The sequence below is a fragment of the Streptomyces sp. CA-288835 genome, assembly GCF_050936385.1.
Taxonomy (GTDB): Bacteria; Actinomycetota; Actinomycetes; order Streptomycetales; family Streptomycetaceae; genus Streptomyces.
The window spans coordinates 4898896-4921346 of sequence record NZ_JBNJMW010000001.1 but is presented as its reverse complement, the minus strand read 5'-3'; the positions used below and the strand labels follow the sequence as shown (position 1 = coordinate 4921346).

General features: G+C 66.4%; 17 protein-coding genes and 1 pseudogene. 8 read left to right on the top strand and 10 right to left on the bottom strand.

Features of this window, described 5'->3' with window-relative positions:
- Positions 1-45 precede the first annotated feature (45 nt).
- The 3 genes from ACQEVY_RS22100 to ACQEVY_RS22090 all read right to left on the bottom strand — a co-directional run bounded on the left by ACQEVY_RS22100 (position 46) and on the right by ACQEVY_RS22090 (position 3833).
- Positions 46-2259: an NB-ARC domain-containing protein gene (locus tag ACQEVY_RS22100; protein ID WP_432951093.1), complete on the bottom strand. Its 2214-nt coding sequence runs from the start codon at positions 2257-2259 to the stop codon at positions 46-48.
- Between the two features lie 152 nt (positions 2260-2411).
- Positions 2412-2888 (bottom strand): hypothetical protein, encoded by a 477-nt coding sequence (locus ACQEVY_RS22095; protein ID WP_432951091.1) that lies wholly within the window; start codon positions 2886-2888, stop codon positions 2412-2414.
- A 429-nt stretch (positions 2889-3317) separates the two neighbouring features.
- Positions 3318-3833: a pentapeptide repeat-containing protein gene (locus tag ACQEVY_RS22090; RefSeq protein WP_432955341.1), complete on the bottom strand. Its 516-nt coding sequence runs from the start codon at positions 3831-3833 to the stop codon at positions 3318-3320.
- Between the two features lie 2305 nt (positions 3834-6138).
- Here ACQEVY_RS22090 and ACQEVY_RS22085 point away from each other — a divergent pair.
- Positions 6139-7908 (top strand): IS481 family transposase, encoded by a 1770-nt coding sequence (locus ACQEVY_RS22085; RefSeq protein ID WP_432955339.1) that lies wholly within the window; start codon positions 6139-6141, stop codon positions 7906-7908.
- Between the two features lie 79 nt (positions 7909-7987).
- Here the strand turns inward: ACQEVY_RS22085 and ACQEVY_RS22080 are convergent, their stop codons facing one another.
- The 5 genes and pseudogenes from ACQEVY_RS22080 to ACQEVY_RS22060 all read right to left on the bottom strand — a co-directional run bounded on the left by ACQEVY_RS22080 (position 7988) and on the right by ACQEVY_RS22060 (position 11378).
- Positions 7988-8236, bottom strand: coding sequence for a hypothetical protein (locus ACQEVY_RS22080; RefSeq protein ID WP_432951089.1), 249 nt, complete (start codon positions 8234-8236; stop codon positions 7988-7990).
- Positions 8233-9297 (bottom strand): DUF1152 domain-containing protein, encoded by a 1065-nt coding sequence (locus ACQEVY_RS22075; protein ID WP_432955338.1) that lies wholly within the window; start codon positions 9295-9297, stop codon positions 8233-8235. Before ACQEVY_RS22075 ends, ACQEVY_RS22080 begins: the two co-directional genes overlap by 4 nt.
- 363 nt (positions 9298-9660) lie before the next feature.
- Positions 9661-9833: pseudogene (locus ACQEVY_RS22070) on the bottom strand (PH domain-containing protein); the annotation flags it as partial.
- A gap of 104 nt (positions 9834-9937) precedes the next feature.
- Entirely contained in the window at positions 9938-10483 is a 546-nt protein-coding gene (locus tag ACQEVY_RS22065) for an AAA family ATPase (RefSeq protein ID WP_432951087.1), read from the bottom strand.
- A 103-nt stretch (positions 10484-10586) separates the two neighbouring features.
- Positions 10587-11378 (bottom strand): CAP domain-containing protein, encoded by a 792-nt coding sequence (locus ACQEVY_RS22060; RefSeq protein WP_432951085.1) that lies wholly within the window; start codon positions 11376-11378, stop codon positions 10587-10589.
- A gap of 525 nt (positions 11379-11903) precedes the next feature.
- On the opposite strand from ACQEVY_RS22060, the gene ACQEVY_RS22055 reads away from it, so the two are divergent.
- The 6 genes from ACQEVY_RS22055 (at position 11904) to ACQEVY_RS22030 (ending at position 15761) form a co-directional block, all read left to right on the top strand.
- The gene (locus ACQEVY_RS22055; RefSeq protein ID WP_432951083.1) at positions 11904-12275 is read left to right on the top strand and encodes a PadR family transcriptional regulator; all 372 of its coding nucleotides are present in this window, start codon (positions 11904-11906) and stop codon (positions 12273-12275) included.
- Between the two features lie 34 nt (positions 12276-12309).
- Positions 12310-12888: a hypothetical protein gene (locus ACQEVY_RS22050; protein ID WP_432951081.1), complete on the top strand. Its 579-nt coding sequence runs from the start codon at positions 12310-12312 to the stop codon at positions 12886-12888.
- A gap of 149 nt (positions 12889-13037) precedes the next feature.
- Positions 13038-13529 carry a hypothetical protein gene (locus ACQEVY_RS22045; RefSeq protein ID WP_432951079.1) on the top strand — a complete coding sequence of 164 codons (492 nt, stop codon included), beginning with the start codon at positions 13038-13040 and terminating at the stop codon, positions 13527-13529.
- Entirely contained in the window at positions 13526-13855 is a 330-nt protein-coding gene (locus tag ACQEVY_RS22040; protein ID WP_432951077.1) for a transcriptional regulator, read from the top strand. The genes ACQEVY_RS22045 and ACQEVY_RS22040 overlap by 4 nt, the downstream gene beginning before the upstream one ends.
- A 254-nt stretch (positions 13856-14109) precedes the next feature.
- Positions 14110-15003 (top strand): hypothetical protein, encoded by an 894-nt coding sequence (locus ACQEVY_RS22035; protein WP_432951074.1) that lies wholly within the window; start codon positions 14110-14112, stop codon positions 15001-15003.
- A 134-nt stretch (positions 15004-15137) separates the two neighbouring features.
- Positions 15138-15761: a TetR/AcrR family transcriptional regulator gene (locus ACQEVY_RS22030; RefSeq protein ID WP_432951072.1), complete on the top strand. Its 624-nt coding sequence runs from the start codon at positions 15138-15140 to the stop codon at positions 15759-15761.
- Positions 15762-16002: 241 nt separating this feature from the next.
- Here the strand turns inward: ACQEVY_RS22030 and ACQEVY_RS22025 are convergent, their stop codons facing one another.
- Positions 16003-19221: a cytochrome P450 gene (locus tag ACQEVY_RS22025; RefSeq protein WP_432951070.1), complete on the bottom strand. Its 3219-nt coding sequence runs from the start codon at positions 19219-19221 to the stop codon at positions 16003-16005.
- 446 nt (positions 19222-19667) lie between these two features.
- Between ACQEVY_RS22025 and ACQEVY_RS22020 the strand changes: the two genes are divergently transcribed.
- Positions 19668-20909, top strand: coding sequence for an RNA-guided endonuclease InsQ/TnpB family protein (locus tag ACQEVY_RS22020; protein WP_432951068.1), 1242 nt, complete (start codon positions 19668-19670; stop codon positions 20907-20909).
- On the opposite strand, the gene ACQEVY_RS22015 is transcribed toward ACQEVY_RS22020, so the two are convergent.
- Positions 20906-21982: a zinc-binding dehydrogenase gene (locus tag ACQEVY_RS22015; RefSeq protein ID WP_432951066.1), complete on the bottom strand. Its 1077-nt coding sequence runs from the start codon at positions 21980-21982 to the stop codon at positions 20906-20908. The two genes, ACQEVY_RS22020 and ACQEVY_RS22015, sit on opposite strands and share 4 nt — an antisense overlap.
- Positions 21983-22451 lie beyond the last annotated feature (469 nt).

Genomic DNA, 22451 nt, shown 5'->3' with positions numbered 1-22451 from the left:
ACCAATGTTTCGCAGGGTGGCATACGTTGAATGTTATGTTGCAGATTAGCGAGGTGGCAATTTCATTACAGTGCCGGCGGCCCAGTGGAATCGAGTGAGGGCGAGACGCGTCAGTCGCGTATCCGGATGATTTGGTCCCAATTCTCGGAGTTCCGACTCCAGGAGACCCGAGAGGATCTCTATTGCTGCCGAAAGGTCGCCGGATCTGCCCTTCCAGTACCCCAGATTATGAAGGAGTGATCGGATGTGCGGATGGCGAGCCTCAAGGTCTGATTCCTCTTCCAATAGAGCGGTATAGTCCGCGATTGCCCCCGAAATATCGCCTGCGCATCCCTTCCACCAGGCAAGGCTCGTGCGCATGGAGCGGACGGTCTCGTGGTTCAAGCCCACATGCTGGCCGAGTCCATCAACAAGTTTCGTGTATTGCTCGACTGCTTCCGCTGCGTCTCCAGCTCTCCCGCGCTGTTCGATGAGGCTGGTGAGTCCGCTCAAAATGGCATCGAATTCCTCTTCTGTCATGCGTTCGGGATCGATTTCCTGGTGGCGCATAGAGAGTACTTCTTTTATTCCGTCCGCCGCCAGCGTCGTGTCGCCAGCCAGGCCTTGCCAGTAGGAAAGGTTATGGCGAACGTCCATGGAAAAGGAATCAGCTGCCCCGCGGTTCTTCACGGCATCCTCATGAACTCTCGCGAGTTCTGTTACGGCAGTGGCTACCTCTCCGGCTTCACCTCTAACGTTGGCTAGAACCCGGCGAGTTGCCAATGTGAGGTGGTCCGAAGGCCCGACTACGCGTCGTGCGTCGCCCAACAGGTCGTCGAGTGCGGCGGAAGCACCCCCTAGGTCTCCCGCGCGCCACATCCAATAGGCAAGGTTGTATCGCATCGCGAGAGTGTCCCGACTGTCCGCACCTAGTCGGTGGTTTGTTGCATCCACTAGTTGGTGAAAATGAGTCAGGGCTGCATCGAATTGCCAATCGGCCCCAAGGCTGGCGCCGAGCTGCGCGAGCAACGGGTGCGGCTCAGGGTTCCACAGATCGCTTTGTGCATTTTGAATCACTGCCTGAGCATTTGCTATAAAGTCCCTCTCATCAACCCTGTCGTCCCGGAACTTACCGGAAGTAGCCAAGAGTGCGTCAGCGGCTGAACACATCGCATCAGCGTGATCGACGGACGAGAGGGCCTCGCGTGTGACGCGTTGAACGAGTTGATGGACTCGAACGCGTGACTGCGGTGCGTCCAGAGAATGATCGATCAAGCTGAGACGGTGCAGGACTCGCAGAGCCGCACGTGCTTCGTCGCCAGAGACGCTGTACTCCGCCTGATCGCCATCAGAGCACGGTCTGTGAGCGGTGAGGTAGGTGAGGGCGGGCTCGCTCGCGAGAACGTGCTCAGGGATACCGTTCGGGTCCATAGCCGAGGCAAGCTGGAGCACCGGCCGGGCCAGACCAGCGGGGCGTAAGGTATCGGCGCGGTCGACGGACAGGCTCCAGACAGCGGCCACGGTGTGGGTTTGGTCGTCGGGCAGGACGTCGGGGGCAGCGTCGGCCAGAGAACGGGTGCGGTCGGCCAGCAGACCCCGGTAGATCCGGCAGGTGATGCCGGTGTCTATCAGGTAGACGGCAGCCTGGGACAGCGCAAGCGGCAGCTGGCCCAAGTCGTCGGCGAGGGCGGTGAGCTGCTCTTCGGGCTCGACGCGGCCGTGGCTGGCAAGAGCGCTCTCGAGGTAGGCCAGGGCTTGGGATTCCGTGAACAGGCCGATTTCGATCAGGCGTCTACCGCTCCCGGCCAGGGCGGTGTCTTTGCGGCGAGTGGTGGCCAGGACGCGGCCGTACGGGCTGGCTGGCGGCCACCACCCGCTCAAGTCGACGGGGTCGGCGATGTCATCCAGAACCACGAGCCAGCGGCACGGGCTGGGCTGTGGCTTAGGCTCCAGCCAGGCCAGGAACGCCCTCGCCGCTTCCGGATCGCCTGAGTCGGCGCCCAAGATTTCTGCCGCTGCCTGGGCATAGCCAGCTACGACGGCGCTACGACTGCTCGCAGTGATCCACACCAGCAGATCCAGCGCGCCTGTCTGCCAGGCAGTGCGCGCGTAGCGGGCGGCAAGCTGAGTTTTGCCAACCCCACCCATTCCTGCCAACACCCCGCCCGGCAGCGCTTGGTTAGCAGATTCGACGACCGGGGTCCCAGCGTTGGCCAGCAGCTGGGCCAGTTGGCTGGTCTCGGCTCGGTCCTGGAACCACTCCGCTTGGGGTGGGATCACTCCGACCTGATACGGCCACGCGGCCAGCACGCGGGGCGCGGCCTGGTAAATGACCCCGACCGCTGCGCTGTTCTGACCGGCATGGACCGATACGCTGCCTGGCATAGCGGTGCCCGCGGGCTGTGGGAGTGGGCATGGAACTGCCGGTCCGTTCAGCCCTGGGACGGATCCGGCACCGGAGGGCGGCCGATCTGCGCGCCTCCGTGGATGACCCCAGCTGCGATCGAGCCTCCCTCGGCTTGGATGTTCACGTTGCCACCAACGGCAAGCCCGTCCTGGCCGGCCGATACTCCGCTGTGAGGCGTGTGCTGGGCAAGCAGAGTAGTTAGTTCGTCAGCGGCTTGGTCGCGTTCCGCCTCATCCAGGCTCTCCAGCGTGGCCTCGATCCGTGCCTGCCAGATCGCCTCTTGGCGGATGCGCACCCGATCTGTAGCGTCCGCATCAGAGGCTTCGAGTGCGGATGCGGTTTGGTCCAAACGCTCCAGCTCTGCCTGCGCGCGTTGTTCGTTGCCGCGCCCGAACCACCCTGCAATCGCCTGCCGCAACCCTGTCCATGCCTCCGTGCCTGCGGCCTCCACCACCGCGATGCCGCCCGCTGCGGCTGCAGACAGCAGTGCCTCCTCCAGCATGTTGCGCCCCCTCGCTCTCCCAATCCTGGGTAGTCAACTGCAGAGTGTATTGGTCAACAACCGGTTTCTCTGAAACTCTGACTAGATCACGCCGAGCGGCAGCCCGTTAGTCGCGGATCCACCCGAGGCCTCGACGTCAAGGCATGCTCCTCTAACGGCTCTTGCTCGATCTTCTCGGTAACTAGGCAAGCCGGCGTGGCGGTTCAATCGCCGCAGGCAGAGGACGCTGCGACCTCTTCGTCCCGAAGCAACTTAGGTGGGCGGTCTACCTTGGGCTGGTGCGCCTCTCACCTGCTGCGATGGTCTGCAGGCGTCCGCGCTTGTTTGTGGCTGTGCGTCGACGTTGTCACGCAGTTAGACACTCACCGGAGGGAGGTTAGAACGCAGTGGACCTCTCATCCGGTGAGTGGCGACGCGAAGTGTGAGGGTTTACCTAGTCATCTTGGCTGTGATTCGCGCATCCGATGTCAAATCATCCGGAAGCCGGACGCCAGGTAGTTTATGGACTTGTAGCAATTGATTCACGCGAAGGCCGCGCACGGTGCTGAGCATGGCATTGGTTAGATGGGCTGAACGGAAGTGCGCCCGGTCTACGTCAGCCTCTGTGAGATCTGCGTCTGTCAGATCCGCGCCTTCCAGCCGTGCCCGACGCAACTCGGCTCCAACAAGACTCGCTCCTTTGAGGTCGGCCGTCCGTAGCGAGGCTTTGACAAGGCATACGCCGTCCAGGCGGGCTCCTGCAAGGTCAGCGCCTCGTAAATCGGTGCGCTTTAGGTTAATCCGGAAGGGTTCCGATCGCTCAGGCCTCCTCCCCAAGACGGTCAGGGCTGCCTGCACGCACTCAGACGGCTGATGCTTCCGTCCGTCTTCCAAGTAGAGAGGATCAGCAGGATCGGGCTCCGGGGCGTTCTCCCGAATGAATGCCGCCAACACCTCTACTACCATTAGATGATCTCTCGGTGAGTCGTGCATGATTCGCTCAAGCGCAAAAATGCCCCCCAAATTGCTTTGTTGTTTCTTCAGATGCCAGAAGAGATATGGCAGTGGAGTACCTGTCGGAAATCTGTCCTTCTCGGGTCAGCTCGGCCTGCTGTCGGTCCATTCCCCGTGAATGTTCAAACAGCCTGAGCGTATGGCGGTAGTGGCGATCCGTGTAAAAGAGGCCAACGGCCGCTACTGCTCCTGCCCCCACTGCTACTACAGCAGTGCGGAAGCCTGTCACAACCGCTCCCGTTCCTGGCGTTAGGCCTGGTCCAAGGTGTCCTGCATCTGCCCACCACGGGCCCTTCCAGATGAGAACAGAGAAGAGGACAAAGCTGAGAGCCGCAACAACTACTGCACCCGTGCGCTTCTTCATGCCACCGACATACCCGGGCGCGGCGGCTAGATGGGAAGGCTTCCACGCCTTGTAACCAGGCTGCTACATGAGCGGCGTCCTCTAGGTCGGTGGAGTCTCAATGGGCGAGTCAAGGGCCGTCGAGTGCAATCAGTAGCCGAAGAAGTGCGGGGCTGGGTCCCTGACCTGCGGCCGTGTAATTAATCAACGCTGTGACCTGCGACGTAGCTGTCGACGGTTGTCAGCGTTGGTTGTCGTTGAGCATCCTCCGACGGCCCCGAGGCGGCCCCGTTGCCTCCCCTTCGATGATCGGAAGTTCCCCTTTCTCACCTGACTCCCCGGGCTGGGGGACGTCTGGCACGACTGATCATCGTCGGCCGTGGCTTGCAGCCGCCTAATCGACAGCGTCATGATCTGCTGCTCGGTTGGCGGCACTTGCCAGTATGTGCACCTCGACGCCATTTCAGGATGATCGGACGTAAGATGCCCCATCAGTGCGAGGCGGGGAAGCCTCGAGCGGTAGGGGGAGTGCATTGACTCTGCTACTCACGTGCGTAACGCACGATTTTGTGGTCCAAGCGTCCGACCGGAGGCTTACTTTCCTCAACGGGAAAATCGCGGAGGAAGTAGCAAATAAGGCGACCTTGTTCGGCAATATGGCTAATTTCGCTTTTACCGGCCTGGCGCGATGCTCCCATCGAGAAACAAGCGATGAACTTCTTATGCGGTGCCTCTCTGTGCCCAACATTCCGCTAGTTGAGTTGCTTGAAGGTCTGGCGAAAAGTGCTTCACGTGATATTCGAAACCTTCCCTTGGCTGTGAGGCCTAGAGACAGACGGGCTGTTCGTCGAACCTCGTTCGTTGGCGCCGGCTACGTCGGAGTGAAGCAGGCCGGCCGATTCAACCTTCCGGATAGCTCAGACGAGCTGCAAGCATTCCTCTGCGTCGTGAGCAATGCTCAGGATCTAAGTGAGGCATGGAGGGAGGAAGCTGATCAGGAATTCTCTGTGCATCTGGGATGGCTCCCACCCGAGCGTGGTTATATGCTCCACGTCGCGGGCCAACCTTTTCTTACTCGAGAGAGGATCCAGCTGGAAAGGAGTCTACGAAGGGCTCTAGGTAGGGTTGCTCACCCCGAATCCATCGCTCGCCTGCTCGCGAGAGCAGTACGTCAGGTATCCGCAAGGAACGTCACCGTTGGCCCCAACGTGATGTGCACTATGACGCGGAGAGTGAATGTTCGCGATCAGGGCCATATCAGTCTTGGGGGCGGGCTGATCCCAATTGTGGCTGAGTATCAAACCGAGGCATCCTACTTTGGCCGGGCGCAGGGTGGTCCGTCTGGACCGGCGAGATGGATCTACTCTCCAGTCGATCCCTCAGCTGCAAGTCACTATGGGCCGAACTATGCATCGTCTGTGATGATGATGAAAGGAATGTACTTCGGCCGCGAGGAGCCCCCGAAGCCCATTTAGATGCGCGCCCTCTACGGGGTGCAGCTACTAGCAAGGTCGGTGGAGCGGCTTTGGGCTGGAGCTGCTTTGGGGCGAGTGATCATGGCCCGTAAGCTGATGGCGAGTCGGGCAGTCTGTGGACCTGCCCGTTAAAGTACGACGTTGGGGCCATGATCTTAGAGGCTCGCCCCAAAGTGGCTGCCTAAAGCCGTGGAGTCGACCGCCCCAGCCACGATGTGTTCTGACCTCATGCCTGTGTGCCCGCCCGGAGGAGCGAAGCGACGACGGGTGCTTGAACCCGTAGAGAAAGTTGTTACTCAGGCTTCGGCTGGGATGTTGTCCTATCTCGGTTGATGCTTGACGTTGTGGCTTCACCTGATGCTTGACACCGCTTGCCTCGGCTTGGCTGTGCGCGTCCTGATCGGCGTGTGCGGGGAGGGCCGGGGCCGTGCTGGTGGAGTTGAGCGTGGTCGAGCAGCGGTATCACGCGGTGATGGAGGTCGCCGCGGGGGTTCCGGTCACTCAAGTCGCGGCCCGGTATGGGGTGTCGAGGCAGTCGGTGCATTCCTGGGTGCGCAAGTACGAGCAGTCGGGTCTGGCGGGTCTGGCGGACCGGTCGCATCGTCCGGCCTCGTGTCCGCACCGGATCGCCGGGGGGGTGGAGGCGGTGGTGTGTGAACTGCGGCGCCGGCATCCCGGCTGGGGTCCGCGCAGGCTGGTGCACGAGCTGGAACGCAGGGGCATCGTGCCGGTGCCTTCCCGGGCGACGGTCTACCGGGTCCTGGTCCGAAATGGTCTCGTCGAGCCGGGAGCACGCAGGAGACGCCGGTCGGATTACCGCAGGTGGGAGCGGTCGGCGGCGATGGAGTTGTGGCAGATGGATATCGTCGGTGGAGTCCTGCTTGCCGGTGGTGGCGAGTGCAAGATGGTCACCGGGATCGACGACCACTCGCGGTTCATGGTGATCGCGAAGGTGGTGGAGCGGGCCACGGCCCGGGCCGTGTTTCTGGCCTTCGGGGAAGCGTTGAGGCGGTTCGGAGTGCCGGAGGAGGTGCTGACGGACAACGGCAAGCAGTTCACCGCGCGGTTCGGCTCCGGCAGACCGGGAGAGACGATGTTCGACCGGATCTGCCGGGAGAACGGCATCACCCACCGGCTCACCAAGCCGCAGTCACCGACCACCACGGGAAAGATCGAGCGGTTCCATCAGACGCTCAGGCGTGAACTCCTCGACGACCACGGCCCGTTCACTGACCTGGCGACAGCGCAGGCGGCGGTTGATTCCTGGCTGGAGGACTACAACCGGATGCGGCCGCACCAGGCCCTGGACATGGCCGTCCCGGCGAGCAGGTTCGTTCCCCGGCCGCGGTCCGAGCAGGATGCGCTGCCGGTGGTCCTGCCCGCCCGCCTCGACCCGGTCCCGAGTCCGGATGTCCCAGTGCCTCCGTCCGAGCCGGTGGTCTGGCCGATGACCGAGGGTGAGGTCGGTGCGATCGAGGTGGACCGGGTGGTTCCCGCCTCGGGAAACCTGAGCCTGCGCGGGCAGCAGATCTGGTTCGGTCCGTCCCTGGCCGGCACCACGGTGACCTTGCGGATTGACGTGAACCGGCTGCACGTGCTGATCGGCGGTGCACGGCACAAGACCCTGCCCTCGAAGCTGTCGGGCCGAGATCTCAAAGCCTTGCTGGCGGGCGGAGGTGCCCATCCCGCCGGACCGTGGGCGGACGAGCCTGGCCCTGCGACGGACGCGAAGGGGGCGGTGGAGGTGGACCGGACCGTGAATGCGGTCGGCTACGTCGGCCTCGGCGGCGACAAGGTCCTCATCGGCTGGCCATTCGCGGGACAGCGGGTCACGCTCCGGCTCGACGGCAAAGTCCTGCAGGTCCTGGACGAGCAGCGTGTTCTGCAGGCCACCCTGCCCAGCCCGCTGCCGCCTTCGGCCTGCGGGCGTCTGCAAGGGGGCCGTCCGGCCGGGCCTCCTCCCCAGCTGCCACCGCCCGCCGAGCAGGTCGCCGAGCGGACGGTCAGCAGCGTCGGCGGCTTCATGGTTGCCGGACAGCGCATCCAGCTCGGCCGCGGCTATGCCCACCAAGTCGTCACCGCCCATCTGGACGAGGAAACGATCCGGGTTTTCCACGGCCAGGAGCTGATCACCACCGTCCCGCGTGTCACCAGGAAGGAGGTCGTGGTCCGTAAGTCCGGCGAACATAACCGCCGGAAGATCGTCTAGGGCAGACGTCAAGCATCACCCGGCGCCGACCCGTCAACCATCAACTGAGACTCGACACTCGGCTGGGTCCTATCTAGGCTCAGTTGGGCCTGAGTGGCGCTCGCCGAGATGCCACGCCTGGGTCCGCTGCGATCCTGCGCCCTTGTTCCGCAGCCCGTTGAAGCGATTGGGCCACCTGGTCGGCGTCATCCGGGGACAGCAGGATTTCTTGGGTCCAGAGGATCGACAGTCTGATGTCGCCGTTCAGCAAGTTGGTTGCCACGTCGAGTTCGGTGCCGTTGCCGGTGTCCTGCACGCTCAGGCCGAGGTCGCTGCTGAATGCGCTCATGGTGTCGGTTCCCCCTGGATCGTCGTGCCACTGGCCGTGATTCTCCACAGTGGTGCGGCGTACTGCTGCGGGCGCTTGCTGATGAGCAGTTGGCGCAGGTCCTCGCGCAGGGAGCCGTTGAGGTTCAGCGCCTCGGTGATGCGGCGGAACGTGGTGTGGGTGGCTCCGCTGCTTCGGGCTTCGGCCTCGAATTGGTCGAGTTGGGATAGCACGGCCTCGGGGTCGAGCTTCACCGGTGGCTGTTCCTTGAGCCGGGCGGCCTTGTTGCGTTCGTAGTCGATCTCCGAGTAGCCGCAGATTTCACGGCTGTGCGCTTCTACTTCGTCCAGGGTGGTGGTCGCCATGATGGCGCGGGCCAGTTGGTTGCGGCTCAACGCGTCGTCCAGGTCGACCTCATGGACCGTGGGGCCTTCGTCGGTGAGCGGGACGGGGAGTCCGGCGTCCCGCATCTCGCAGGTGCCGCGTATGCCTCGGGCTGTTGCCGCGAGCATCCCGGTGGCCTCGGACGGGTGCCACTCCAGGACCGAGCTGATCGGCTCCACGTCCTTCGCCGTCAAAGTGCGGACGAGCGGGCCGAGTACACCGCGCAGGTCGTCGGGCGGGAGCTCGCCGTCCAGGCCTGGCCCCGCGACCAGGAGCCGGATCGGAGCATTTACCTGGCAGCAGGCGGCGAGTGTGACGGCGTCGGCCAGCGGGCTCTTCAGCGTCGGCTCGTCGCCCCGCGCGAGGATGTCGCCTCCCACGTCCAGGAGATCGATCGACGCTGGTGACAAGTGGCTGATGAGTTCTTCGAGTTGGCGGGTGATGCCCTCGGTGCCGTGGTGCGGATCGATCAGCGCGAACGTGTGCGGGAGCTCTGCCGCAAGGCGGGGGAGAGTGGAGCCTGCCGGGGCGATCGGGCGGGCTTTGGCCGGCACTGCCCACACGGCCGGAGTCATCGGTTCGAGGCCGGTGAAGCTGTCCGGTCCGCGGGGGCCCGGTACCGGGTCGATCAGGAGGCGGTCCCACGCGTACGTGAGGATCACCGCCTGGTCCTCGTCGTAGAGGGCGGCGTGAAACATTGCGGCGGCGACTGCGTCGCCCCCTCCTCCTGCTGCGACGATCAACCGCTTCATGCGGTTCAGCGTACGGGGTCGAGGGTTGCCGCCCGCTGATCCAAACGGAAGGTGGCTAGTCAGCAGAGGAGCCTGTACGCGTGCGCCGTCGCAGTCGCGCTGTCACCCACATCGTCAGCCCGATGAGGGAGAGGAGTACCGCTCCTCCGACGACGACCGGGACAGCGCCCATGAGAGCGAAGTTGAGCAGAAGCTCTGCCCACGTCGGCTCCTCGCCCATCGTGCTCCCACCCTGTGTCACAAACGACATGACGTCGGCGGAAACCGATTAGTTCCGCAAGCCTCAGGCTGTCCCCGCGCGCGAAGGCCCTAGGGGCGTAGGGAGTTGGTGCGGGTTCCCGCACGGGTCCGCGCGTCGATGATGCGGGTCAGGTCGGCAGTAGCTGCCGCGAGGCGGACCGGCTGACCCGCGTCGTCGAGCTCGGCGATGTGCCAGCTTCGGGGACAGAGGCGCCGTCGCTGCCGCGCAGGCGCCGTACGTTCTAGACGGTGAACCGCTCCACGCGGTCGCCGGGCGGGAACCCCTGGGCCCCTTCCTCCGAGACCGAGAGTCGCTCCAGTGGCCGGCTGTCGGCGAGGTCCCGGATTACCGGCCCGGGGCCGCGCCGACGCGGGCCAGCACGTAGTCGGCCAACTCTCGCGGGCTCAACTCGCCGTCCAGGAACACGGTGTCACTGGGCAGCGTGTCCACCGCGGCCATACATGACTCGATCTTGGACTTGCACCACCCGCGCACCCGTTCATCCTGCGCGGGATCGTCAGGCGTGAAGCTCCGGCCGTCGATCCGCTTCACCAGCACGTCCTCGGAGATCTTGAGGAAGAAGTGGTGGACAGCGATCCTCGCGTCCTTCAGGGCACCGAAGATCTCCTCGACATAGCCGGGGTTGATCAGCGTCATGGGCACCAGGACGGGCCGCTGATACTCCTCGACGAGCCCCACGGCGAGGTCCGCGACCTGCCGCCTCCACAGCCGCAGATCCTGAAAATCGCCGGTTGGTACCTCAACGATCTCGCGCAGCACGTAGCCGACCATCTCCGGGTCAAAGACCAGCGCCTCGGGCCAGCGCGGACGCAGTTCATCCACCAGCGTGCTCTTCCCGCTGCCGAACGCACCGTTCACCCAGACGATCACACACATCTCCCTGCAGGTGGATACCCTCAATCGGCCACGGCCGTCCCCTAAACCACACCGTGACGCGGCGGGCAGGTCGGCCCACGCCGGGGATGCCGTCCGGCTACGACCCGAAGTTCTGCGTCCAGTAGTTGCCCGGCTGGGCCAGGCCTATGCCGATCTCCTTGAAGCCGCAGTTGAGGATGTTGGCCTTGTGGCCAGGGCTGTTCATCCAGCCGTCCATGACGCTTTCGGGGGTGCCGTATCCGGCGGCGACGTTCTCGCCGGCCGACCTGAAGTTGTATCCGACGCGAGCGAGCCGCTCGCCCATGTCCGAACCGTCGGAACCGGTGTGCGACATGTTCTTGTGGTCGGCCATGTCCTGGCTGTGGTTCTGGGCGGCCTTGGTGAGCTTGGCGTTCGTGGTCACCGGGCCGCAACCTGCCTTGTCGCGTTCGGCGTTGACCAGAGCCAGCACACGACTCGTGGGGCCGGAATCCGCGGTGCTGGCGGGGGCGCTCGGAGCTTTGCTGGGACGCGTGGTCTTCGGAGTCGGCGTGCTTGGAGGCGGAGCAGGCCTGTCGGGCTTGGTGCGGGGACGCGTCGGGGTGGGACTGGGGCTCTTGGACGTCGAGGGGGACGCTTTCGGGGTCTTCGCCGGAGTGGTACGGGGAGAAGGGCTCGCCTTGGGGGTGGCCGGGGACGCGGAGGGCGTCCGCGAGGGCTCCGCGTCGGCTACTTGATCCGATGTGCCGCCGCCCCATCCCAGCCAGGAGGACGCCACGCTGCGCAAGCCTCCCAGTTCGCTGCCGCTCGCCAGTGCGACCGAAGGAATACCCACGGCGCCCGCAGCCACCACGATGACTGCGGTACGGGATATCTTCCGGCGCTTCTTTTTCTGGCGATGCTTGTTCATACGTGGCCTCACTCAGTGGTCCGGCATTGGCAGCAAAGCAGCGCAGCGCTGGCGAGCCCGGTCATTATGGGGACCGGCGAGCGCACCGGGCAATGAACGTCCGTACTGCTGCCGACCGGCCCTGACGAGGTCCGCCCGGCCCATGAGGACGTACGGATTCAGCCGTCGGCACACAATCTCCGCCACCCGCACACACCAGTGACCAGGACGAAGAGGCTCTCCGGCCGTCGCGGGTGCTAATTTCGCCGACCTCGAGAATCGGCTGAATTGCCACCTGTGGTGGAGAATGCCCGATTGGGATTCAAAAGAGTGCAGCTGTTACCAGCAGTAATCAGTCAATCAATCCCATTCGGTAAAATTCCGGCGTGATGCATATCACTCTGATTCGAAGTGTGGGAATTGCCGAGCCGGAACGAGCCGGGACGGGCGGGAACGAGCCGGAACGGCTGAGTTTCCTGTGGCGGCTGACTGTCCTGCGGCGCAAGTGTCTTGCGGCGCATGGCAATGCCGACTACCTTGTACCGCATGACAAAGGGGGCGCCCGAATCGGATGACCAGCGGCGCAGTCAGCTCCTGCGTGGGGTCCTTGATCTGTGTCTGCTGTCGCTGATCTCCAGCCGGCCGCGGTACGGCTACGAGTTCGTGGAGGCGTTGGCGGACAGCGGGCTGGAGCTGGTGAGCGAGGGCAGCATCTATCCGCTGCTCGCCCGGATGGAACGGGCTCGGCTCATCTCCTCGTATCGTGCGCCGTCCTCGAGCGGCGGCGCCCCGCGTAAGTACTACCGCCTGACCGAGGCGGGGCGCGCCGAACTGACCAGCGGCCAGGCCGTGTGGCGCGCCTTCACCGGGCAGGTGGACCGAATCCTGACCGACACCGACACCGACACCGACACCTGACCGACACCGAATCCATCACGGGGGAGAGCACGCCATGACGCACGCCATGACCAACGAGCAGATACTCGCGGTCTGCCGCAGCAACTGGGAGTACAGAGGGATCGACGACGCATCCGTACGGGAGATGCTCGACGAGCTCACGGCGCACCTGGAAGACGCGGAGGCTGCGGGCCGTACGCCCCAGGACGTCGTCGGTGGCGATGTCAGAGCGTTTGCCGCGATGTGGGCACGGGCCCGCGCTCCGCTCGCCCTCCGGGTGCTGCGTATGGCCGCGATGGCCTGCTTCGCATTCGGCGTCGTGCTGCTGCTCTCCTGCTTGGTGCGATGGACCGGGCAGGTGGAGTTCACCGTCGATCGCATAGCCATCTACGTCCTTCTCGCGGCCGTCACGGTCGTCTGGGAAACGCGGCGCGGCAGTCTGGGCATAGTCAAGAACTGGGCGCTCGGCCTCGTCGTCGTCCTGCCGACAGTGCTGCTCATCAGATGGCTGGTCGGCGATGAGGTGCTGTTCACGCTTCAGCTGTGGTTCATCGCGGCTCTGCTTCTTCCCGGACTGGCGTACCTGGTCAGCGACAAACGGAGCGCGAAGGCCGCCGCGGCCGACAGTGCGTGAGGCCTCGTGCGGCAGGCAGTACGGGCGGTTCTGTACGACTCTGTGCGACCAGCGTTGTCCGGCGCTCGACGAGAGTGCCGGACAGGTCGCTTGCCGTACCGGAAACTCGACTCTTTCCATATCGGAAACTGACCGCTACTCTTTCCGGTATGGAAACTAACGGGGTACGACTGACGCCGGAGCAGGCCCACGCCGCCCTGGCCGACACCGAGCACGTACGGGCCTCCGCCGCGGCGCTGTCGGCCACACCGTGGCCGAACTGGTTCTTCATCACGCTCACGCTCTATATCGCCGCGCTCCCGATCACGTTCGGAGGCTTCGCGGCCGACCCGGAGTGGCTGCTGCCGCGTTCCGCGTGGGCCGCCATCATCGTGACGAGCGCCGCGGTGTACCTCGCGCTCTTCGTCGTCGCGGGGAACGCGTGGCGCGCCAAGACCGGGGTGGCGCTGCGGTTGGACGTACTGCCGAAGCGGGCGACCGTGCCGCTCAGCATCGGCTTGCCTGTGCTGCCGATGGGGGCGGGGTTCGTCTTCCGCGCCACTGGACAGCCGGTGTGGCTGTTCGCGGCCTCGCTGATCGGTGTCGCCGTGTCCGTCGGCTTCCACCTTGCCTTCGTACGCCTGCACCGGAAGACGTCATGAGCGCCGAGAGCGCCGAGATCCACGACCGGCTGGAGGGGTTCGACACCACCATCCACGCCCCGAACCGGCTGCGCATCTGCGCCCTCCTGGACGTCGCGGGCGAGGCGGAGTTCGGTCTGGTCCAGAAGCAGCTCGAGCTCTCCGCCTCCGTACTGAGCAAGCACGTCACCGTGCTGATGGATGCCGGCTACGTCGAGCAGCGCAAGGCCGTCCGCGACACCCGGCAGCGAGTGTGGCTCCGGCTGACCCGGCAAGGCCGGGATGCGTATCAGGGGCACCTTGCGGCGCTGCGGGCGATCGTGGGGCCGTCGGATCCGGCTCTCTGATCCCGATCGGAGCCGGATGAGGAGCGCGGTTGCGACCGTCACTGCAAGTGGCGAGGGCGACGGGCGACTCGCGCGTCGCCGATCCCGCCCCCGACCCCCCCGCCGGCCGGGCCGAACAAACCCTCCGCCAATCAAAACCTCACCCGGCGCGAATTGATTTGCCTGATGAAACGGGGGTGACCATCAACTCTCCCCTCGCCAGCCTCGGTGCAGTCAGGCCGGACAACGGCAGACCGAGCACGGGAGAACCACGTATGCCCCACTCACACACAGTGGCGGGCCCTCAGCGCCGGGCGCCTCGGTGGCGGACGCAGCGCCGACTGCCGAAGCCCTTCCATCTCGTCCTGCAGTTCCTTCTCGTGACGCTGGTCGCCGCCGGTGCGCTCGTGACGACCACCGGTTCCGCGAGCGCGCAGAACGAGCCCAACGGCGCGCGGCCGCAGGCCCAGCTGCCCGGTGTGCTGTACCGCGGCGACTCCCGGAACCCGAACGACATCTTCGCCAACGGCTTTGAATCCCGGGGCACGAACTACGACCTCATCGCCCATGTCCACGGAGACCGGGACCTCAACAGCGGCTACATCTCCACGACGGGTACGCGGGACGTCGCGGAGACGTTCGCCCGGAGCCAGGGGCTGAACAACCTCGACGCCGCCGCCCGTGAGCCGCGTTGCCAGGGGGCGGGCTGGACGATCGGCCAGACCATCCCGGTCATCGGATGGCTCGTCACGTCGCACTGCGAGCACGCGGTCGTCGAAGCCAGGACCTTCGTCTACACGATCAACCCGCAGTACGCGCGGGTCCTCATGTACGTTCCCGACCAGCTCCGTGGCGACCCGAACATGTACAACACCTACCGGAACCAGGACGAATGGGTCGCTTTCCACAGGATTCCGCCCCAGGCGATCACCGGCGTGCACATCTACCGTATGCAGGCGCGGGCGACCGGCAGCCTGCTCCAGCTGCAGAGTCTCACCTTCGAGCAGGAACGCTGGGTGGCGAACCCCAACTACAACCCCAACCACCACTACGACCCGCTTGACGACGGGACCGCCAACCTCGACATGGACACGAACCTGAACATCCCGCGGGAACAGGCGAACCCGTACACCCGGGGCTGCAGCGCGATCCAGCAGTGCAGGGGCTGAGCCACTGATCCCGCCCGCCCATCCCGGCGCAGGGCACGCGACACGAGGCGGCACCACCGGTCCACGCGGTGGTGCCGCCGCCGCAATTTGGTCGTACGACTTGATCGCTGGACCAAGTCGATATGATGTTCCCCATGGCTCATGTTTCCGCGGCGGAGCGCCGCCCTCAGCTGATCAAGGCCGCCATCGACCTCATGACCAGGGAGGGTGTGGCTGCCGGAAGTACCCGTGCCATCGCAGCCGAGCTGGGCGTGGCCCAGGCGACGGTGCACTACACCTTCGGCACCAAGGAAGATCTGTACCGGGCCGTCATGGAGCAGCTCAAACATGATCTGGTCGCCCAGGTCGAACGGGCGGCGCCCGCGGACGCCGGCTTCGAGGAGTCGATCGCGGCGCTCGCCACCGCCCTGTGGCGGACCCTGCGCGAGCAGCCGACCACCCACCAGCTGCTCCACGAGCTGTCCATGTTCGCGCTCAGGACACCACGGCTGCAGGAAGCCCTTGAGAGCCACTCCCGCGAGACGATGGCCGTGACGACGAAGCTGGTGACCGAGGCGGCCCAGCGCACCGGTCACCAACTCGCCCAGCCGGCGGAGACCCTCGCCCGTTTCTTCCTGGCCGGCTTCGACGGCCTTTCGGTGCAGCATCTCTCACTGCCCGACGAGGAGGCCGAGCTCACCTGTCTGCAAGCCCTGGTCTCTGCTGTCGTCGCGCTCGCCGGAGGCCGAATGGACCTCATGACCCTGCCGACGAAGTGACGGGAGGGCGGAACAGGCCGGCCTCGCCGTCGCCGCCCTCACCGTCACCGTCGCCGTCACAGCAGCGTCCGCGCCCGGTTGCGAAGAAGACAGGGCCACGGACATGGGGGGAGGGGGCGTCCGTGGCCCTGTCGGTCAGCGGGCCCGCCGTGCTCGGCGGGCTTGGCAGGCTCGGCGGGGAGTGCGGCGTGCGTCGGCATCGCACCCTGGGTGGTCAGCCGGTCCACCGCACCCTGGGAGGTCAGCCGGCCCAGACGTCTTCCACGTAGTGGCCGGACTCGATCAGGGCGCTCAGCCAGGCGCCTGCCTCGTCGCCGCCCGCGCCGGTGTGCTTGCGGTAGATCGCCATGAACGCCTCCCGTACCGCGGGGGCCATGCGGCGGCCGTCCCCGCAGATGTAGACCCGGCCACCGGCCTCCAGTACGGCCCAGACCTCGTCGCTCTCCTTGGCGATGCGGTCCTGGACGAAGCGGGCACCGTCCTCGGGGGCGCAGGAGAAGGTGGGCCGCATGCTGACGGCGCCGGCTGCCTCGGCCGCCTCGAGCTCCGTACGGTGCAGGTAGTCCACGTCCGGGTGGTCGCAGCCGAAGTAGCACAACAGGGTGCCGGTCGACTTGGTGCGGTGGCGGTCGAGGACGGCCCCGCGGAAGGGAGCCAGGCCGGTGCCCGCGCTGACCAGGATCACCGGCACCGACTCGTCCTGCGGCAGGCGGAAGGCCTCGCTGCAGGGCAGCACCTTGGCCTGGACGGTGTCGCCGGCGTTCACGGTCTGCAGGTAGTGCGAGCCGATGCCGCGGAAGGTGCCCTCGCGGCCTCGGTGGGGCGCGGCGAGCAGCGACACCATCAGGTCGACCTCGCCGGGTGCCGCCGCGGCGGACGAGGAGATCGAGTAGTGGCGCGGGCGCAGCACGGGCAGCAATTCCAGGAAGACCTCGAACGGCAGCTCGCAGGCGCGGTACTGCTCCAGCAGGTCGAGGACGCTGTGCCCGGCGACGGTCACCTGCTCGCGGAAGGTCTCCTGGTCCGCCGCGGCGAGTTCGGCCAAGGGGCGCTTCTCGGGCGGGCACGCGGTGTGCTCGGCGAGCACGGCGGCCTGCTCCTGCGTGGCGGGGTCCTGCAGTTCGACGAAGTCGGTGAGCAGGCGCCGCAGGGTCAGCGGCCGGTCGACGGGCAGGGCACCCCGGCTGCGGCGGCGGGCCCGCAGTCGCACGGTGCGGTCCAGGTCGAGGCCGAAGCGTGCGGCGACCCGTTGGACGAGATGGCCGGGGTTGCCGGGGAGTACGGCGATGTGGTCGCCGGTGCGGTAGGTGACGCCGTCGGGCAGCCGCAGCCGCAGGAAGCGCTTGGAGCGGCCCAGCCCGTGGTCCATGTCGACCAGTTCGTACGCGTCCAGCACCTCCATCGGCTGGACGCCGTGCCGTGCCGCGAGCCCGCCGATGACCGAGTCGGTCGCGTCCTGAAGCTCGTACAGTCCCAGTCCCGCCTCCTGTTCGGCGGTCGGCTCGGCCTCCTCGGCTTCCGTGGCGGATCCGTACCGCTCCAGCAGGGCGGTCCACAGGTCGCCGGTCCACCGGTCCACGGTGCTGGCGAAGTCTCCGGCGGCGTCCGCGGCGCCGCGCTCCAGCAGTGACGTCGCGCCGGCCGCGGTCAGCCGCTCGTCGATGAGGGTGGGGATGCGCTGATAGGTGGCGGCCCAGTTACGGTCGCCGACACCGAGTACGGCGTACTGGACACCGTCGAGCGCGCCGGGCTCAAGACCCTCCAGCCAGGCGGTGAACTCCGTGGCGTCGTCGGTGGGCCTGCCGTTGTAGGAGGCGGCCACGATCACCACCGGTCCGCCGGCGTCGGTGAGCTTGCCCACGGCGTCGTCGAGAGGAGCGACGTACGGAGTGAAGCCGTACTCGTCGCCGTCCGCCGCCAGATCGCGGGCGATGCCCGCACAGGTGCCCAGGTTGGAGCCGTGCAGCAGGGTCAGCGCGGTTCCGGTGGCGCGCCGGACGGCGGGGCGGTCCCCGGCGGCGGTGGCGTTGCTCGCGGTGACGGTCGGCAGGCGCCGCTCCCCGCTGGTGCGCCGGGTCAGGTTCAGGGTGAACGCGTCGGGCTTGAGGGTGAGCGACTGCTTGATCTTCAGCTGGTAGTCGGTGTGGTCGATCAGGCGGTAGCGGTGAATGACGAGCGCGAGGACGAGGGTCGCCTCATGCAGCGCGAACTGGCGGCCGATACAGGCGCGTTCACCGTTGCCGAACGGCTTGAACAAGTGGACCGGGCGCTCCTCCTCCCGCTCGGGCAGGAACCGGTCGGGGTCGAACAGCTCGACGTTCTCGCCCCAGGCGGGGTCGCGGTGCAGCTGCGGGATGAGGACCTGGATCGACTCGCCCTTGCGCACGGAGTACTTACCGCCGATGACCGTGTCCTCGAGCGGCTCCACGGCGTACCCGGGGGCCGTCGGCCACAGCCGCAGGCCCTCGTTGAGCACCTGGCGGATGTATGTCAGCTTGCCGATGTCCCCGTAGTCCGGCTCGGGAGCGTCCGAGTCGCCCCACAGCGCGTCGACCTCGGCCTGGGCGCGGGCGAGGACCTCGGGGTGCTTGGTCAGGTAGTAGAGGGCGAACGACAGGGCACCGCTGGTGGTCTCGTGGCCGGCGATGAGGAACGTAATCGCCTGGTAGCGGATGTTGACGTCGTCCAGGGGCTCGCGCGTCACCGGGTCGGTGGTGTGCAGCATGCGCCCGAGCAGGTCGTCGGTGCTCTGGTCGCCGGACGCCCGGCGCTGCCGGATCACGTCGTCGACCAGGTCCTTCATCAAGGTCACGTCCTCGCGGAACTGCTCCGCCTGCTTCCACTTGAACAGCTCCGCGCCGGGGATGGACTCCCCCTTGTCCTGGGCGAAGCCGAGCGCCCTGGACAGGGCGATGACGAACGGGTGCGGTTCCTCCCGGCTGAACGACTCGAAGTCGTAGCCGAAACCGCACAGGCCGATCGTGTCGAGGGTCAGCCGCGTCATGTCGTCGGCGACGTCCACGGGCTCCGAACCCGCCGCCCGGTCCCACTTCCCGACCAGCTCCCGGGCGACCTTGAGCATCGTCGCGTGGTAACCGCGCATCGCGCCGAGGGAGAACGCCGGCATCAGGACGTCGTGCGCCTTGCGCCAGTTGGGCTCGTCGTTGAAGGCGGTGAACAGCCCGTCGCCACCGATCTCCCGGAGGATTACGAGGTCGGAGTGCACGTTCTTGCGGAACCGGCTCTCGTCCGACAGCTCGGTGACGAGCTCGAGGCCGGAGGCGACATTGATCTCGCTGCCGAAGACGCGGAGCTTGAACAGCGGCCCCAGCTCCTTGGCCTCCTTCATCGCGTAGAGCAGGCCGTCGGCGCCACTGGGGATGTCGAGCGCGTGGCCGACCAGCGGCAGGGCCGGACGCTGGGGAATCGGTTCGGTTCCGTGCGGGGTCTCGTGGGTCATGAGCTTGCCTTTCGTTCCGGCGCAGGCTGGCGCTGGTCAGAACTATACGAGTGACATTGTCACTCGACAATGTCGAGCGATTGTGTTGCTCGACACGGTTGATTGACGGAACGTTCAGGGGCCTTGAAACGTCGGCCGGCCCCGGCGTCCGGCTGGCCCCCGGGCCTGGGGAAACACCTCTCCACCTCCACCCACCGGCCCGACACAAGACATGAAGCCCCTCCCGCGACTCACGTCGCCGGAGGGGCTTCTCAGACCTTTTTCAGCGGATTCTTGCGAGGAACCCCGGGCGTTCACGCCCGGGAGGAATTGCATCCCCGCGCGAGCGGGTGCGGAGCACCGCGGCGACGTCCGGCGCGGAGCGGCGGGAGAGCCGGGCGGTCGGGCGGGCGGGAGTTTCCCGTGTTCGAATGCGAGGCCCGGGGGTGCCGGGTAGCGTCCCGGTTGTGAAGCTGGTGGTGCAGGTGAAGCTGCTGCCGACGCCCATGCAGGCGGCGGCACTTGAGGCGACCCTGCGCGCCTGCAACGAGGCGGCCACCTGGGCCAGTCGCCTCGCTTTCGAAAACGGTGTGAAGAACAACTTCGCGCTGCGCAAGCTCGCCTACGGCGAGATCAAGTGCCGCTGGGGCCTGGGAGCCCAGGCCGCCCAGCACGTGATCAAGAAGACGTGCGACGCGTACACCACGCTCAGAGCGAACCTGAAGGCCGGAAACCTGGGCCGGCCCGGCTCCAAGCGCTACCGCCGGGCGACCGAGAAGCCGATCGCCTTCCGCCCTCAGGGCGCGCAGCCCTACGACGACCGCATGCTGTCCTGGCAGATCCCGGACCGGAGGGTGTCGATCTGGACGGTCTCCGGGCGGATCAAGGACGTGGCGTTCACCGCCTCGCCCGAGCAACTGGCCACCCTGGCGCTGTACCGCCAGGGGGAATCCGACCTGCTGCAGCGGGACGGCCTGTGGTTCCTGAACGCCACCTGCGAGGTCCCCGAGGCCGAGCCGAACACCGAGCCGGTGGACTTCCTCGGCATCGACCTGGGCATCGTGAACATCGCCACCACGAGTGACGGCGAGATCATGGCTGGCCGGGAGCTCAACCGCGTCCGGGCCCGGGAACGGAAACTCCGAACCAAACTCCAGAAGAAGAACACCCCGTCCGCCAAGCGTCGCCTGAAGAAGCGGCGGCGCAAGGAGGCCAGGCGGGCGAAGGACATCAACCACAAGATCGCGAAACATGTGGTGGCCGAGGCAGAACGCACCGGTCGCGGAATCGCCCTGGAAGACCTGACAGGGATCCGCGAACGGGTACGGCTTCGTAAGCCCCAACGGGCCACCCACTCCAGCTGGGGCTTCGCCCAGCTGGGACAGTTCATCGCGTACAAGGCACGCAAGACGGGGGTACCGGTGGTGCACGTCGATCCGGCGTACACCTCCCGCACCTGCGCCGAATGCGGCCACATCGACAAGGCGAACCGGGTCTCTCAGGCCTGGTTCGCATGCCGGAACTGCGGATTCGTTGATCACGCAGACCGGAACAGCTCCCGCAACATCCGCGCACGCGCGTGGGCGTTGTGGCGACGCGGGGCCCAGTCAACGGCCTCTGACCCACCCCGGCAGCACCGCCGGAGTGGGGCTGGACGCAAACGCAGCATCACCGCCAGTGATGCCCGTTGTGCAAGCCCGTCGCTTTAGCGACGGGTAGTTGACGGGATGAGAACAAACCGGATCGGATCGCCGATCTTCTTCTCCAGCCGGGCAACGGCGTCAGCCGCCTCCGCCAACGGGATGTGAGCAGTGATGGACGGAGCCAGATCGATCCGTCCGGCGGAGGTCAGGCCGATGAGCTGTTCCACATGCTCCGGCCCGGAGCCGTAGTGACCACGGACCTGGTTGCCCCGGTAGCTGAACCCGGTGCTGTCGCCGACGACGATCGACTCCGGAGTGAGCCCTGCGAGAACCAGGATTCCGTCGGCCCCCAGCGCGGCAACCGCCTGAGCGCGAGCGGCGGGTACACCGGCGAAGTCGAACGCGACCTCGATCCCCTGCCCCGCCGTGGCCTCCGCCAGCGCCTCGGCAAAACCGTCCGCCGTCGGATCGAGCGCGAGATCGGCACCGAAGGCGAGGGCCCGCTCCCGAGCTGTGGGCAGCGGATCGACGGCTATGACCGGGGCCGCGCCGACCATACGGGCCAGCCGAATGCCATGCGCACCGAGACCACCCGCACCCCAGATCCCGACCGCCTGCGCCGGACGCACCGCACCCGTTTCGACGATGGCGGCGTACGGAGTGGAGACGGCGTCAGGAATGATCGCGGCCTGGTCGAAGGGGAGCCCGTCCGGGATGGCGACCAGGGTGTCCTCGCGCGCCACGGCGTACTGGGCCCAGCCACCGTCATAGTCCACGCCGCGCGTGAGCGGCTGCCGGCACGAGGAACGACGCAGACACCCACCGCACCCGCCACACGCCTGCCCGGCCTGCAGCACCACCCGGGTACCCGGCGCCCATTCCCCGGCCACCTCCGGCCCGACGGCATGGATTACGCCGGCAACCTCATGACCGAGGGTGACGGCACCCGCTTCCGCGACGGACTCGACAGGGAACTCCGGGCTCAGACTGCCGTCGATCAGGTGGACGTCGGACAGGCACACCCCCGCGGCCCGCACCTCGACCAGCACCTCCCCCGCGCCCGGGATGGGCACGGGAACCTCTTCGACGGCGAACGTACGGGTGTCCAGGCGGAGCCGCCCAGCAAGCATGGTCTTCATGACGCGCCCTCAATTCTCTCGATGCCTCAAGCGGATGACGTTGTCACTCGACAATGTCACTCAACAGAGTCGCTGGACAAGATCGAGTGGCCCATGTCACACCGGGACGGACGGCGGAGGGGCTTCAGTTACCGCTTCAACAGGCGGGAGTACGTGCCCCGGCTCGCCTCGGAGACGCGTCGGCCGGACGTTCAGGCAGCCGGGGGCTGGGGCTCATTGCCATACGCGCGCGACACTCGCTCTGCACTTCTACGCCGAGCGGCAGGAGCGTGCGGCGCGCATCAGTCGTCACTTCGAGCGTGCGCGTGAGTGGGGTGCCGTCGAGGACGCCGAGCGTCTGCATCGGGCGGAGAAGCACAGCCGGTGATCAAAGGGCTGAGGTTGTTGACCCGACGAGCCCCTGGCCGAGGCGCGGCGATGGAGCGGGCCGGCCGATTCCCCAGCCGTTGGCCGGATGGCCTCCCAGCGC

Bases quoted from the DNA above. Each gene is read 5' to 3' on its own strand.
- ACQEVY_RS22095 (WP_432951091.1), bottom strand. From the start codon at position 2,888: ATGCTGGAGGAGGCACTGCTGTCTGCAGCCGCAGCGGGCGGCATCGCG.
- ACQEVY_RS22090 (WP_432955341.1), bottom strand. From the start codon at position 3,833: ATGGTAGTAGAGGTGTTGGCGGCATTCATTCGGGAGAACGCCCCGGAG.
- ACQEVY_RS22080 (WP_432951089.1), bottom strand. From the start codon at position 8,236: ATGAGCGCATTCAGCAGCGACCTCGGCCTGAGCGTGCAGGACACCGGC.
- ACQEVY_RS22075 (WP_432955338.1), bottom strand. From the start codon at position 9,297: ATGTTTCACGCCGCCCTCTACGACGAGGACCAGGCGGTGATCCTCACG.
- ACQEVY_RS22060 (WP_432951085.1), bottom strand. From the start codon at position 11,378: ATGAACAAGCATCGCCAGAAAAAGAAGCGCCGGAAGATATCCCGTACC.
- ACQEVY_RS22055 (WP_432951083.1), top strand. From the start codon at position 11,904: ATGACAAAGGGGGCGCCCGAATCGGATGACCAGCGGCGCAGTCAGCTC.
- ACQEVY_RS22050 (WP_432951081.1), top strand. From the start codon at position 12,310: ATGACGCACGCCATGACCAACGAGCAGATACTCGCGGTCTGCCGCAGC.
- ACQEVY_RS22045 (WP_432951079.1), top strand. From the start codon at position 13,038: ATGGAAACTAACGGGGTACGACTGACGCCGGAGCAGGCCCACGCCGCC.
- ACQEVY_RS22040 (WP_432951077.1), top strand. From the start codon at position 13,526: ATGAGCGCCGAGAGCGCCGAGATCCACGACCGGCTGGAGGGGTTCGAC.
- ACQEVY_RS22035 (WP_432951074.1), top strand. From the start codon at position 14,110: ATGCCCCACTCACACACAGTGGCGGGCCCTCAGCGCCGGGCGCCTCGG.
- ACQEVY_RS22030 (WP_432951072.1), top strand. From the start codon at position 15,138: ATGGCTCATGTTTCCGCGGCGGAGCGCCGCCCTCAGCTGATCAAGGCC.
- ACQEVY_RS22025 (WP_432951070.1), bottom strand. From the start codon at position 19,221: ATGACCCACGAGACCCCGCACGGAACCGAACCGATTCCCCAGCGTCCG.
- ACQEVY_RS22015 (WP_432951066.1), bottom strand. From the start codon at position 21,982: ATGAAGACCATGCTTGCTGGGCGGCTCCGCCTGGACACCCGTACGTTC.